This window comes from Chryseobacterium formosense (assembly GCF_900116415.1).
Taxonomy (GTDB): Bacteria; Bacteroidota; Bacteroidia; order Flavobacteriales; family Weeksellaceae; genus Chryseobacterium; species Chryseobacterium formosense.
Window position 1 is genome coordinate 991433 of sequence record NZ_FPAP01000002.1, and the last position, 14447, is coordinate 1005879.

13 protein-coding genes and 1 tRNA gene are annotated in these 14447 nt (G+C 35.1%); 7 read left to right on the forward strand and 7 right to left on the reverse strand.

What is annotated here, in order from left to right; all coding sequences use genetic code 11:
- The first annotated feature begins 75 nt into the window (after positions 1-75).
- The 3 genes from BM371_RS10890 to BM371_RS10900 all read left to right on the forward strand — a co-directional run bounded on the left by BM371_RS10890 (position 76) and on the right by BM371_RS10900 (position 5061).
- Complete coding sequence (locus BM371_RS10890; RefSeq protein ID WP_034674185.1) at positions 76-2586, forward strand: M1 family metallopeptidase; 2511 nt, start codon at positions 76-78, stop codon at positions 2584-2586.
- Between the two features lie 173 nt (positions 2587-2759).
- Entirely contained in the window at positions 2760-3590 is an 831-nt protein-coding gene (locus BM371_RS10895) for a T9SS type A sorting domain-containing protein (RefSeq protein ID WP_034674187.1), read from the forward strand.
- 142 nt (positions 3591-3732) lie between these two features.
- Positions 3733-5061, forward strand: a complete 1329-nt coding sequence (locus tag BM371_RS10900; RefSeq protein ID WP_034674189.1) for a hydroxymethylglutaryl-CoA synthase family protein — start codon at positions 3733-3735, stop codon at positions 5059-5061.
- A gap of 53 nt (positions 5062-5114) precedes the next feature.
- Here BM371_RS10900 and BM371_RS10905 read toward each other — a convergent pair whose 3' ends face one another.
- Positions 5115-6314 (reverse strand): dicarboxylate/amino acid:cation symporter, encoded by a 1200-nt coding sequence (locus BM371_RS10905; protein WP_034674191.1) that lies wholly within the window; start codon positions 6312-6314, stop codon positions 5115-5117.
- Positions 6315-6405: 91 nt separating this feature from the next.
- On the opposite strand from BM371_RS10905, the gene BM371_RS10910 reads away from it, so the two are divergent.
- From BM371_RS10910 to BM371_RS10920, 3 genes are all read left to right on the forward strand, one after another.
- Positions 6406-7323: a DnaJ C-terminal domain-containing protein gene (locus BM371_RS10910; protein WP_034677105.1), complete on the forward strand. Its 918-nt coding sequence runs from the start codon at positions 6406-6408 to the stop codon at positions 7321-7323.
- 3 nt (positions 7324-7326) lie between these two features.
- Positions 7327-7629 carry a chaperone modulator CbpM gene (locus BM371_RS10915; RefSeq protein WP_034674193.1) on the forward strand — a complete coding sequence of 101 codons (303 nt, stop codon included), beginning with the start codon at positions 7327-7329 and terminating at the stop codon, positions 7627-7629.
- A gap of 136 nt (positions 7630-7765) precedes the next feature.
- Positions 7766-8296: a hypothetical protein gene (locus tag BM371_RS10920; protein WP_034674195.1), complete on the forward strand. Its 531-nt coding sequence runs from the start codon at positions 7766-7768 to the stop codon at positions 8294-8296.
- 54 nt (positions 8297-8350) lie between these two features.
- Here the strand turns inward: BM371_RS10920 and BM371_RS10925 are convergent, their stop codons facing one another.
- Positions 8351-9334: a PLP-dependent cysteine synthase family protein gene (locus BM371_RS10925; protein ID WP_034677106.1), complete on the reverse strand. Its 984-nt coding sequence runs from the start codon at positions 9332-9334 to the stop codon at positions 8351-8353.
- 355 nt (positions 9335-9689) lie between these two features.
- On the reverse strand, positions 9690-10919 hold the full coding sequence (locus BM371_RS10930) for an ABC transporter permease (protein ID WP_034677107.1): 1230 nt from the start codon (positions 10917-10919) through the stop codon (positions 9690-9692).
- Positions 10920-10923: 4 nt separating this feature from the next.
- Between BM371_RS10930 and BM371_RS10935 the strand changes: the two genes are divergently transcribed.
- Positions 10924-12120 carry an exo-beta-N-acetylmuramidase NamZ family protein gene (locus BM371_RS10935; RefSeq protein ID WP_034674197.1) on the forward strand — a complete coding sequence of 399 codons (1197 nt, stop codon included), beginning with the start codon at positions 10924-10926 and terminating at the stop codon, positions 12118-12120.
- A gap of 83 nt (positions 12121-12203) precedes the next feature.
- Here the strand turns inward: BM371_RS10935 and BM371_RS20560 are convergent, their stop codons facing one another.
- The 4 genes from BM371_RS20560 to BM371_RS10955 form a co-directional block, all read right to left on the reverse strand.
- Positions 12204-12380, reverse strand: coding sequence for a hypothetical protein (locus BM371_RS20560; protein WP_165571767.1), 177 nt, complete (start codon positions 12378-12380; stop codon positions 12204-12206).
- Positions 12381-12385: 5 nt separating this feature from the next.
- Positions 12386-13036: a DUF3575 domain-containing protein gene (locus tag BM371_RS10945; RefSeq protein ID WP_034674199.1), complete on the reverse strand. Its 651-nt coding sequence runs from the start codon at positions 13034-13036 to the stop codon at positions 12386-12388.
- Between the two features lie 10 nt (positions 13037-13046).
- A complete protein-coding gene (locus BM371_RS10950; protein WP_034674201.1) occupies positions 13047-14225 on the reverse strand; it encodes a thioredoxin family protein in 1179 nt (392 codons plus the stop codon).
- 113 nt (positions 14226-14338) lie between these two features.
- Positions 14339-14411 (reverse strand) — tRNA-Phe (locus BM371_RS10955).
- Between the last annotated feature and the right edge of the window lie 36 nt (positions 14412-14447).

The following is a 14447-nucleotide window of genomic DNA, read 5'->3' on the forward strand; positions in this document are numbered from 1 at the left end:
AAAATAATAAAATAGGCTTCAGAATAAACATTAGGTTTTCCTGATAGTTTCTGAATGCTGTGTAAATAATTAATAATGAGAAAGGCGATTTTATCAATTGCAATACTCGGAGTTTTATTCTCCGCAAATGTATCTGCACAAACTGAGACTTCCGGAAGAAACGAAGTTTACAGAGCTACCCATACCAAACTTACAGAATTAAAGCATACCAAACTGAAAGTCAATTTTGATTATCAGAAAGAACAGATGAATGGGGAAGAATGGCTTACCGCTTCGCCATACTTCTATGCGACAAACGAATTGACGCTTGATGCAAAAGGAATGTTGATTCACGAGGTGGCTTTGGATCAGAATGGTAAAAAATCGCCGTTGAAATATGACTATAAAAATGATATCTTAAAAATCACTTTAGATAAAACATATACCAGAAATCAGGATTATACAGTTTACATTAAATACACCTCTCGTCCGAATGAAGTAAAACAAGAGGGAAGTGCCGCAATCAATGATGCGAAAGGACTTTATTTTATTAATGCACAAGGTCAGGATCCGGATAAGCCAACACAAATCTGGACTCAGGGTGAAACAGAATCTTCTTCAGCCTGGTTTCCGACTATTGATAAACCCAATCAGAAAACAACACAGGAAATCTTTATGACCGTTCCTGATAAATACGTTACGCTTTCAAACGGAATTTTAAAAGAATCAAAAAAAGAATCCAACGGCGAAAGAACAGATCATTGGGTGATGGATAAAAGACATTCAACTTACCTTTTCTTTATGGGAGTTGGTGAATACGCGGTTGTAAAAGATAAATGGAAAAATATTCCGGTAGATTATTATATCGAAAAAGAATATGAGCCTTACGCAAAGCAGATCTACGGAAATACTCCTGAAATGATCGATTTTTTCTCTAAAAAACTGGGTTATGATTATCCCTGGGCGAAATATGCACAGATTTCGGGAAGAGATTACGTTAGCGGCGCAATGGAAAATACAACAGCAACGCTTCACGGAAGCGATATTTTACAAAAACCAGGTCAGTTGATCGATGAAAATAAATGGGAAGATACGATCGCTCACGAATTATTCCACCATTGGTTTGGAGATCTGGTTACCGCAGAAAGCTGGAGTAATTTAACGGTGAACGAATCTTTTGCCAATTACTCAGAATACCTTTGGAACGAGTATAAATACGGAAAAGATCAGGCAGATTATCATCAGATGGAAGATGTAGGTCATTACATCCATAATCCTGGAGATTTCAAAAAGAATCTGGTACGGTTTGACTACAGTTCTCGCGAAGATGTTTTCGATCTTGTTACGTATCAGAAAGGAGGCGGAATTCTGCACATGCTGAGAAATTATCTTGGTGATGATGCATTTTTTGCAGGAATCACAGACTATCTTAAAACCAACGAATACAAAAATGCCGAAGCGCATCAGCTTAGACTATCATTCGAGAAAGTTTCAGGAAAAGATTTAAACTGGTTCTTCAATCAATGGTATTTCGGAAGCGGAAACCCGAAATTGAGTTATACTACATCATTTGAACCAGTAAAAAAACAGATTACCGTTACTTTGAATCAGTCACAGGATCTTCCGTTCGAATTTCCTTTGGCAATTGATGTGTATGATAATGGTAAACCTAAAAGATACAATGTTTGGGCAAATGCTGCTGCAAAAAATACATTTACATTTGATTCGTCTAAAAACCCGGATTTAATTAATATAAATGCCGACGGAATTTTACTTGCCGATATTACCGATTCTAAAACACCGGAACAAAATCTTCTTCAATTTACCAATTCTAAGGAATTTAAGAGCAAATACAATGCGCTGAACGGTATCAAAGATCAGGTAGGTAAAAATCCTGCTGCCACAAAATTATTGTCTGCCGCTTTAAAAGATTCTTTTTTCAGAATCAGAATTAAAGCTTTGGAATTAATGGATTTAAGTATTCCCGAACAAGCGAAAACTTTAGCCGGAGACGTTGAAAAATTAGCCGTAAATGATCCAAAAACATTGGTTCAGGGAGCTGCAATTGCCGCCTTAGCGAAAACCAAAGACAAAAAATATGTGGCAATTTTTGAAAAAGGATTAAATGCAGTTTCCAATTCGGTAAAGGTAAATTCTTTGGCTGCTATTATTTCTGTAGACCCGTCAAAAGCCAATACATTTGCCGATAAAATAGATTTACAGGATGCTTCAGAAGAAATGCTGAATCAGCTTTTACCTGTTGTGGTTAAAAATAAGGTGACTTCTCAAATGGCTAATTTAGCTCCTGTTGTAGCTTTTTATCCTTTTGTGAAATTCCAGGATCCCGAATTGGGGAAAGTTGCTGAAGAAGGCTACAACTGGATTATGACTTCCGATAATCTGAAAGCTACAGAAAGTATTACAAAGATTTTGGGACAGGCAAAAGGTCAGATGGGAGACAATCCTCAAGTGAAAATGATGATTACCCAAATGCTGAAAGAAGGATTAAACAAAAAAATGGAACTCCTTAAACAAAATCCTCAGAAAGCGGCAAGTATCAATTCGCAGATTGATGCAATTAATAAGGCTATCGAAAATTTTAAATAGTTTTAAAAAAAATTATAATTAAAACCGTTGTGAAAGCAGCGGTTTTTTTTGGTTCTAATATTACTTTATGAAAATTAATTTTTTAACGTATTGTTTAAAATGTTATTTATTTGATAATTTAAAAAAATATTATTTATATATTTGATATTAAAATAACTTAAATTATAATAATTATGAAAACAAAAATATTTTTTGGTTTTACAATAAAGCCTTTATTATTTGCAATAGCTGTTGCTACAGGTGTTTTTGCAAATGCACAGATTACGACATTTCCCTGGACTGAAACTTTTGAAGACAATTCTCCCACAAGAGCAGACTGGACTCAAATTTATGAATTAAACAATATGTCCTGGACATTTGCAACTTCCGCAAGCACAGGAAGTTGGGGTGTTACAGCTTATCAAGGAACAAAATTTGCAAATTATCCCGGAACTTCTCATGATTTTGACAAGACCAAATTGGTAAGCCCTCCTTTGAACTTATCGGCTGTTACAAGTCCTACCGTAAGTTTTTATTATATTAATCCTTATTGGAGCCCTGATCAGAATTGGCTGAGAGTTTTTTACAGAACGTCAACAACTTCAGCTTGGGTACAGATTGCAGAATTCCATTCTGATATTACTGCATGGACTTCATCAGGATCTATCGGTATTCCACCGACAACGTACCAGATTGCTATCGAATGTGAAACAGATTACGGATATTCTACTTTGGTAGATGCAGTAGTAGTTTCTGGTAGTAATTTAGCTGTTAAAGATCTTCAAAAACCGACAAAATCGGCAATCAGCTATTATCCTAACCCTGTTCAGGATGTTTTAAATTATAAGAGCAACGAGAAGGTTCATGAAATTTCTATCTATAATATTTCAGGTCAAAAAGTGGATCAATATGAAGCAGGCGCGAATGAAGGTAGAATTAATGTTTCTTCTTTGGCAAGCGGAACCTATATCGTTAGTGGAAAAACTGATCGCGGTACAGAATCCTTTAAAATGATCAAGAAATAAGACAATTAAAATTTAATCAAATCAGATATTCATCTTAAAGCATCTCGTCAGGGATGCTTTTTTGTTTAATCATTAAAAATTAATGTAATCATCAGTGATTTTTTGTATAATCTTTTATAAATTAGTTTAAAATTTAACGATTATGGGTTTTGGAATTGAGGCAGCAAGCTATTATGTGCCTTCTTTGTATTTGGAAATTAAAGATTTAGCAGAAAAAAGAGGAATCGAACCTGCAAAACTGGAAAAAGGACTAGGACTGCATAAAATGGGATTTCCCGATGTTCATGAGGATGCTGCAACATTTGCTGCTGAAGCTTTACTAAAGCTGATAAAAGATTATAACTTAAATCCAAAAGAAATATCTAGAATTTACTTAGGAACAGAAAGTGCAATCGATGCCGCAAAACCAACAGCTTCTTACGCGATGCAAATGGCAGAAAAAGTTTTGGAAACAGAATTTGGCGAAAGATGTTTTAAAAATTGTGATGTTGTAGATATGACTTTTGCCTGTATTGGTGCAGTTGATGCACTTCACAATTCATTAGATTTTGTGAGGGTAAATCCTGAAAAGAAAGCAATCGTGATTGCAAGTGATTATGCAAAATACGAACTGGCTTCTTCCGGCGAATATACTCAGGGTGGAGGTGCTGTTGCTTTATTGGTTTCTGCAAAACCTGATTTAATTGAAATTGAAAACAATTGGGGAGTTGCCACAGAAAGTGTTTTTGATTTTTTCAAGCCAAGACGTCAATTCAAAAAAGAAGATTTAGAAAATTCTCCGGAAAATTTCCCTGATAAAATTGAGATTTTTACAGATGAACCTGTTTTCGATGGGCAATATTCCAATCAGTGCTATCAGGACAGGATAAGAGAAGCTTATAACCATTATAAAGAAATTACAAAGAGAGATAAACCTTATGAAGACTGGAAATACCTTATTTTCCACCTTCCGTATGCTTTTCATGGGAAAAGAGTTTTTACAGAGATCTATAGCCTGGAAAATGGACTTTCTTATGAAACTCAGGATGAACAGAAAACTGTGGCTAAATCTGAGGATTATCTTAATTTTATCAATAAAAAAATAGAGAAATCTCAACGTGCTTCATCAGAAATAGGAAATATGTACACGGCTTCGATTTTTATGGCTTTGCTTTCTGCCATGCAAACTTCGTTTAATGAAAATGAAGAATTAGCAGGTAATGAGATTGGGTTTTTAGGATACGGTAGTGGCTCGAAATCTAAAGTTTTTGCCGGAAAAGTTTCAGAAAACTGGAAAAAAGTTGTTGAAAAATGGAATTTATTTGAAAATCTGAAACACCGTTTGGCTATTGATTTTGATACCTACGAAAAACTTCACAGAAAACAGTTGGAACATTCTGTAAACCCGGATTACAAAGGATTTGGTTTGCAATCTGTAGAACTGGAGAATCCTGTGTTGAAAGGAGCGAGATATTATGGTTATAAAGGTTAAAGTGATAAAAAAGCACTTCATCTGAAGTGTTTTTTTATTTAAACTAAAAAAAATCAAACCTTCACAAACCGATTTACAAACATTGCTGCGACAATATCACCAACTGCATTTAAAACTGTTGCCAAAGGATCAACCAATGTTCCGATGATGATAACGGCAGGAACGGCTTCCTGCGGCAGATTGTAAACAGAAATCATCAGCATTTCTCCAATATATCCGCCATTGGGAATTCCGCCTGCGACAATGCTTACAAAAACAGTGATTCCTAAAGCCAAAAGAAGATTCGACGGTTCAAAAAAATCTCTTCCGATAATCTGAAATGCTACATAAATTTTAATAATTGACGACATCGACGAGCCATTTTTATGCAGTGTTGTCCCAATCGGAATAACCAAATTGGCAATCTGACTCGGAATACCAATTTTTGAAGCCGCCACCAAATTGGATGGCATCGTGGCAAAGCTGCTGCAGGTACTCAACGCTGTTAATGTTGGGTAGGTAGCATGTTTCCAGAAGCTTTTAATTCCGTTTTGTCCGTTTGCCATGAAAGCATACAGCGTAAAAAACACAAAGAAGTAAACAATTCCTGCAATATAATACAAACCGAGAGGCTTTGCATAAAATCCGAAAAGCTGAGGTCCAAGTGTGGCAACCTGAAAGGCAAAATAAGCGCCCAAACCAATCGGAGCAATTTTCATAATCATTAAAAGCAACTCTTTCATCACCTCATATCCGGAAGCAATAAAAACTCTGAAAGGTTTGCCACTTTCTCCTGCTTTTCGCGCTGCAAAACCAGTCAGGAATGCGAAAATGAGCAAAGCCAACATATTTTTCCTTGAAAACAGTTCGGTAAATTCTCCCACCGTGAAAAAGCTTACAATCCGGTCGCTCCAGTTTTCTTCTTTAGTTGCTTCCGCAATCAGTTCCGAACTTCCAGAGATCGAAGAAACCGGGAAAAGATAAACTGCACCAATTGTAAAAACTGCAGCAATGAGTATGAATAAGAGAAACGTAAAAGACATCACCAACAGGATCTTCCCAAATTTTGAGTCCTGTTCGAGAGAAGCTATAGAATTAGAAACCGCAAAAAATACCAGCGGAACAACACTTACAAAAAGAAGATTCAGAAAAATGTCACCTAAAGGTTTGATATAAGAAACTACTTCCGGTAAAAAGATTCCGATAAGGCTTCCAATGGTGATTCCCAAAAGAAGAAGAATGATTCCCGAATAGTTTTTTAAGACTTCTTTCATGGTTATTTTTATCAAAGATAGATTTAATTTTTTAATATTTAAACAGACAATTTCGGTCTCAAATTTGTTGATCTTATGGAAAATTGTTTCTATGGCTTATATAGATTATTATAAAATTTTAGGCGTAGACAAAAACGCATCACAGGATGATATCAAAAAGGCATATCGAAAATTAGCACGAAAACTGCATCCTGACTTGAACCCCGATGATAAAGAAGCGGAAAAGAAGTTTAAAGAACTGAATGAAGCCAATGAAGTTCTCAGCAATGTTGAAAACCGTACAAAGTATGATAAATACGGCGAAAACTGGAAGCATGGTGAAGAATACGAAAAAGCTCAACAACAGCAAAGGCAGTATCAAAGCCAAAGCGGAAACTTCGGAGGCGGATTTTCCGGAGCTGACTTTGGGGAAGGTGAAGATTTTTCCGATTTCTTCCAAAATATGTTTGGTGGAGGGGGAGGAGGTTTCGGAAGAAGCTCGAGAGGAAGTGCTTCAGGAAAATTTAAAGGACAGGATGTGCACGCAGAGTTGAATTTAAACTTAAAAGATGCGGCTACAACGCATCCGCAAACATTTGAAATTAATGGTAAAAAAGTAAGAATTACAATTCCTGCAGGAGTGTATGATGGGCAACAGATAAAATTGAAAGGTCACGGAAATCCAGGCTTTAATGGCGGTCCGAACGGAGATTTATACATCACCTTTAATATTATAGCAGATCCGAATTTTGAAAGAACTGGAAATGATTTAAAAACAAAAGTTGTTATTGATTTGTATACTGCAGTTTTAGGTGGCGATGTTGAAGTGAATACTTTGGACGGAAGCGTTAATCTGAAAGTAAAGCCTGAAACCCAAAACGGGACAACTGTGAGATTGAAAGGTAAAGGTTTTCCCGTCTATAAAAAAGAAGGGGAATTTGGTGACCTGTTTGTGACTTACGAAGTAAAATTGCCAACAAATCTTACGGCTAAGCAGAAAGAACTTTTTGAACAACTTAAAAATTCCTAAGCCATGAGTGAAAGAATATCGCGAGAAGAACTCGTAAAAATATACAAAGTTGAAATCACTTTTTTTGATGAGCTGGTTAATTCCGGTTTGCTGAATGTTCAAACAGAAAATGAAACTCGTTACCTGATGTATGAAGATTTACCCTACTTCGAAAGATTTGCCAATTGGCATTATGACTTAGAGATCAATCTTCCGGGATTGGAAGTTATTCATGAAATGCTTAAAAAAATGAACGATTTAAGACAAAAGAACCGTGAACTGATGAATAAGCTTTCTGCAATCAATGATAAATATGAGGATGGGTAGCTTTAAGGTTGAGGTTGAGTTTGAGATTGAAAGAGTCCTGAAAGGACGATTTTCTGAAGGATAGGATAAAATCCTATTAAAAATATCCATTAGAGAAATCTTAAAAAGTTATCTTTACGGGCACAAATTAATCAGCATGAATCAGAATCAGGATAAGATCATCAATTTAAATATCAACAGGAAAGATTTCGAAGAAGTATATTTTGCGGGAAATCAAGGAAGTTTGTTTTTTTCTTCCTCTACGAAAGGCAAAACGGTTACGACCATTGTTATAGGTTTGATTTTAGTGATTCTTTTTATTTTTAAAGATGATTTAAGTAAAGAAAAATTCGGAATTCTGTATTTTGTGAGCTTTTTGTTCTTGCTTTGTGCAGTGTATCTTTCTTTAGCAATCAATAAAGTTTCAAAATGGAGAAAAGAGGTGATTGCTTATTTGAAGACCTTAGAAAATCCTGAAATTTACCAGATTAAATTCAATAATAAAGTTTTTAAGGTTAATTTAAATAATAAAAAAGAAGCAAGTTTGTGGACGGAATTTACTTCGGCGGAAATCGGCGAGAAATTTATTGCCTTGGAAGGGAAATTTAATTATATGTTTCCGAGAAAATCAATGAGTGATTCAGATTATCAGTTCCTTAAAGAAGCAGTACAGAAGAATGTCAAATAAATAAAAAACTCAGAGCAAATTACTCTGAGTTTTGTTTTATAGTTTGAAAGCTGATTAGTCTAACCAACCCATTTCTTTCATCCACTCATCGTTGTAGATTTTCCCAACGTATCTTGAACCGTGATCGTGAAGAAGTACAACAATCACATCATCTTTGGTAAACTGATCTTTCATCTGAACCAAAGCTGCCATCGCACTTCCTGCAGAATATCCACAGAAAATTCCTTCTTCTTTTGCCAGTTTTCTTGCGTAAACAGCACCGTCTTTATCAGTAACTTTTTCAAAATGATCAATCACAGACATGTCGTAGTTTTCAGGAAGAATATCTTCGCCAATTCCTTCCGTAATGTACGTATAAGCATTTCCCAAATTGATTTCCCCTGTTTCGTGAATTTCTTTCAAGATCGAGCCATAAGTATCAACTCCGATTACTTTAATGTCTTTATTTTTCTCTTTAAAAAACATTCCACAACCTGTAATGGTTCCTCCGGTTCCTGCTCCAACCAAAAAGTGAGTCAGTTTTCCTTCCGTTTGTTCCCAGATTTCAGGCGCAGTAGACTCGTAATGAGCGGCTCTGTTCGATAAATTATCGTATTGGTTTACATACCATCCGTTTTCTGTTTCTTTTGCTAATCTTTTTGAAACTGAATAATAAGAACGCGGATCAGTCGGCTTTACATCTGTCGGGCAAACAATTACTTCAGCTCCAACCGCACGAAGAATGTCGCATTTTTCTTTTGATTGTTTAGAATTGGTTACAAAAATACATTTGTAACCTTTGATGATTGCTGCAAGAGCCAATCCCATCCCTGTATTTCCTGAAGTTCCTTCGATTATCGTTCCTCCTGGTTTCAATCTTCCGTCTTTTTCGGCGTCTTCAATCATTTTCAGCGCCATTCTGTCTTTTACCGAATTTCCGGGATTGAAAGTTTCTACTTTTGCCAAAACCAATGCCGGGAAATCTTCACCAAGAACTTTGTTAAGTTTCACAAGTGGCGTATTTCCTATGGTTTCGAGTATATTTTCTGCGTATTTCATAAATGTTTTTTCTGCATCGCAAAGATACATTTTTCAGAATAATTGATGGTCTATATAAATGATTAGAAGTAATTTAGTTTAAGTGCAGATTTTACAATACACCAAAATAGCTGATAAATAATCGGTAAATCCTTGTCTAATTTATTAGTGATATGATTTTTAGGAGCTTTTTCCGGCTTTCGCTACTCGCTTTTTCTTTGGTTTCTGCGGCGGCTATGCCGCCGCAGAAACCAAAGAAAAGAGCTCAAACATACCGCTCAATCCGGGCTAAGACATATTTAGCCATAATTCAAAAGTTTAGAATAACCAGAAAATTCACTGCGAAGCAAATTGACAATTCACAATTCGCCATTCACTAATTATACTTAATCGCTTTCACCGGAGAAATTTTACTGATCAGATAACTAGGAATCACCAAAGCCAGTCCCGAAATGATCAAAATTCCTACAGAAATTGAAACAATCATTAAAGGATTTAGATCAACAGGAACAACGCTCACATAATAATCCTTAGGATTTAATTTAATAATCCCGAAAAACTTTTGAGCAAGTAAAAGTCCAAGACCAATTGCATTTCCGTATAATAGTCCGGGAACCATGATGATCAGAGTGTAGTTAATAAATGTTGCACGAATCTGTCCGTTGGTTGCGCCCAAAGTTTTTAATAATCCGATAGAATTGGTTCTCTCGATGATCAGAATCAGCAAAACCATAATGATATTAATGATCACCACCAAAAGCATAATTGAAATAATAATTCCGATATTGGTGTCGAAAAGACCGATCCAGTCATTGATCTGTGGATATTTATCGGTTGCTTTTTCAGCGTAATTTTTATATCCGATAAACTTTTCAACTTTCGGTGTATCCTGATCAATTTTGTTGATGTTTTTAAAAAAAATGTCAAGACCGCCAATTTCTTCTGGTTTCATATCCTGAATTCTTCTTACATGATTAATGTCGCCAATGACGAACTGGTCATCAATCATTTTAATATCGGTTTTATAAATTCCGGCTACCTCAAAGTTTCTGTAGATCGGCTTCTGATCGGCTTTTGAAAAGATGGTAACAATACTGTCTTTCACCTTAAGATGCAGATCATTGGCAATTTTTTCCGAAATCACAACACCATTATTATACCCTTCTCCGCTAAAAAACGGAGTTTTTCCTGCAATTAAAAACTTTTTAAATCTTAAACTGTCAAAATCCTTATCTACACCTTTAAAAATAATTCCCGCAAAGCTATTTTCGTTTCGCATAATTCCCGTAACCATTGCATATTGCTGAACTGTAGCCACATCGGGAAGAGCTTTGATATTTTTAATATTCAGACCTTCCTGATCAAGAACCGAGGTGTTGTAAGAAGAATTTGACTTGGTAGATTTTATAGTAATATGTCCGCTAAAATCACCCAATCTTTCCTTGATCGCTTTTTTTGAGCCCAAACCTGTAGAAACGGTAATCAAAGATACGATGATTCCCAAAGCTACAGAAAGTCTGCCGATGAAGATGATAACCCGGGATAGGTTATTTTTGTTATCTTTGGAAAACGCTATTTTTCGGGAGAAATATAATGGAAATTTCAAGCTTATGAATTTAAATTTCAAAATTAAAACATTAGTTCTTATTTGCCTAATTTTTTTAGGAGTATTCAGTCGATATTATTCTCAGACTTCAGATAAAGACGGTTTTAGAACCGGCGCAGACCAACCGGAAATTTATCTTCCTCTTTTGAAAAATAAAACAATAGGAATTGTAACCAATCAGACCGGTTTGTTGAAAGATAAAACGCACCTTGTGGATTTCCTGGTTAAAAATAATGTGAAAATTAAAACCATTTTCGCACCTGAACATGGCTTCAGGGGTGATGCAGATGCTGGAGAAAAAGTAAAAAACGGAGTAGATGTAAAAACCGGAATCCCAATTGTTTCGCTTTACGGAAATAATAAAAAACCAAAACCTGAACAGTTAAAAGGAATTGATATTGTCGTATTTGACATTCAGGATGTGGGTGTGAGGTTTTATACCTATATCTCAACATTGACTTATTTAATGGAAGCCGGAGCAGAAAACAATGTTGAAATCATGGTTTTAGACCGGCCAAATCCACATGACGGTTATATTGACGGGCCTGTTTTAAAGAAAAAATGGACAAGTTTTGTAGGAATGCATGAGGTTCCCGTAGTTTACGGTTTAACAATAGGTGAATACGGTAAAATGGTAAACGGTGAAAAATGGCTGAAAAATAATGTTCAGGCTAAATATACTTTAATAGAAATGAAGGATTATCATAAGAAAAAAAGGTACGCATTTTTAGATAAACCTTCTCCGAATTTACCTAATGATAAATCTATCAATTTATATCCGAGTTTATGTTTTTTTGAAGGAACTCAGGTTTCTGTAGGAAGGGGAACAGATTTACCTTTTCAGATTTATGGTTCGCCGTGGACGACTTCTTTGCCTTATCAGTTTACGCCAAAACCAAATTTCGGTGCAAAAGATCCTTTTCTGAACGGGAAATTGTGTTATGGGGAAAATCTTTCGGAATACAGTCAAGATTTGCGTGAATTGAATTTAGAATGGTTGCTCAGAGCACATAAAAATTATCAAAACCCACAACAGGATTTCTTTCTGAAGAATCTCTTCTTTGATACTTTAGCGGGAAGTGATGAATTGAGAAAACAAATCGTTGGCGGAAGATCAGAGAAAGAAATTAAATCTTCCTGGAAACCGGATTTAGATAAGTTTGAAAAAATAAGAAAGAAATATATTGTTTATCAGGATTAAAAAAAATGTCAACTGTAAACTTTACGGTTGACATTTTTATATATTTCTATTGATCTTAATCAAAATTCTGTGGCGGATTTTTATCATCCTTTCCTTTGTTTAAAATAAACAAACCTCGTTAGTCCGATTACTCCTGCTAAAGCTGTCATCAAAGCACGTTGCAACTTATCCGCTTCTTCGTTTCCCAAATAATTCATCAGAAAAAGTATTGCAAACGTAATAATAGAGATGATGATGTGGTTTCTTCCTAATAATTTCATGTTGTTTACTTTAATCTGTAAGAAATCATTAAACCTCCTCTGTAAGGAATGATTTCACCGCTTCTGTTGTAACCGTCTGCGCTGTCATATCTTTCACCAGTTCCGCGTACATAGCCTTTATAGAAATCCTGTGAACTTCCTATTCCAGCAAAAATATCCATGTTCCAATTTTCTGCTAATCTGAATTGATAACCTCCTTCTATACCAAATAAGAAAGAATAACCTTTTTGATACAATTGAGAGTTAATATATTTACTAGGAGTACCAATTTGAGCATCTACGTAGACATTGTCATTCCAATAGTTTGGTTTTTGTAAAATATAAGTACCAAAAGAGATATTAGCTCCTACATGCCATCCTGCAAATGCTTCTTTGAAGTAATATCTTCCTTCAACAGTTCCCATATAAATTTGAGCTTCATGACCTGCGAAAGATTTCCATGGAGAAACTAAAATATCCCCTTGTAGAGTTATTTTTTTGCTTATTTGATATTCTATTCCTACATTAACGACTCCAATAGGAATAAATAAAGCATTCCCTTTTATATATACTTTCTTCTCAGATTCAGGTTTTACCTCTGTAGTCTGAGTTTCTTGAGCGTTAATATTTATGATTGAAAATAAGCTTACTGCGGCGATAAAAAATTTATGTTTCAAATCGTAAGTTTTATTTAATTTGGTTTAATAATGTTTGAGCCAAGCTTGCATCTTTACCTGATTGTGCAGCTATATTCTTAGATTGTTCTGCAAAATTCTTTGCTAAATCTTTGCTTCCCAAATTGAAATAAATTTTAGCCAGAATATAAGTGTTTTCAGAGGTTTCTCCACGCATCACAGATTTTTCTGCCCATTCTGCGGCTTTCTTCAATGAAGATGGGTTTTTGATGTTGTCAGAAAAAATCCAGGCTGCTTTTAGAAGTTCATTAGGTTCAAAAGAATCGGCATTTTTATAATATTCCAACGCTGCTTTTTCGTACTCGGCAAAATTAGCATTTTGCTCATAGTACGCGAGCTTTGTTTGGTTTAATTTTAAAATTGCTGCTTCTTTTCCAACTAAAGGTTCGGCGGTTTTCAAGAAATAGGCATCGTTGATTTTTTTGTTCTTTTCGTCAATAGATTCCTGAACAACTTTTCCCAAAATTAACTGACTGTTGAATTCATTATAATTTTCTTCGGGTAAGAATTTAATAATCTCAGCTTTTCTGGCTACAAAAGTTTTATAGTTCGGATCTTCCGAAGATTTAAGAAAATAAAATAAAAATCCGGCATCATCTTTTGTAAGTTCTTCATCTTTAGGTTTATTTCCAAAATATCTTTCTGAAGCTTGTTTGGCAAACTCATAATCCGAGTTTGAATGAAGTTTCATGATGTTTTTTAAAAATTCTGGGCTTTTTTCACCTTTGGCAAATCTTTCTTTAGATGAACCTTCTTTAGAATTTACAGCATTTACATCTTGTGCCATAGAAAGAAAAAGGCTTGGTTCCATATAACCGTAATTTTGAGAAACCAATTCTCCGTCACCATTTAGAAAAAGAAAAGTAGGATAGGAGCGCACCGAAAATTTTTGAGCAATCTCTCTTCCTTCACCTTTTTCCATGTCGATTCGGGAACTCACAAAGTTTTTGTTGAAATAATCTCCTACCGATTTTTGGGTGAAAACATTTTTGTCCATCATCTTACACGGACCGCACCAAACTGCGTAAGCATCAATGAAAATAAGTTTTTTTTCTTTTTTTGCTTTTGCTAAAAGATCCTTAAAAGCACTTTGATCAAATTGAATACCTTCCTCTTGGGCTAAAATGAGTATGCTGAGAAAAATAAATAATCCGGAGATCAATTTTTTCATGATGAATAAAATTTTAAAAAAACGAAGATACTTATTTTTGATTGTAAATAAATGATGAAATGCTTTAAAAGATTGAAAAACAAAAAACCACCCTTGAAAAAAGAGTGGTTTTGTGGTTTCTCCAGGAATCGAACCAGGGACACATGGATTTTCAATCCATTGCTCTACCAACTGAGCTAAGAAACCTTTTGGTTTGTGCTTTTATCAACTTTTGAAAAGAAA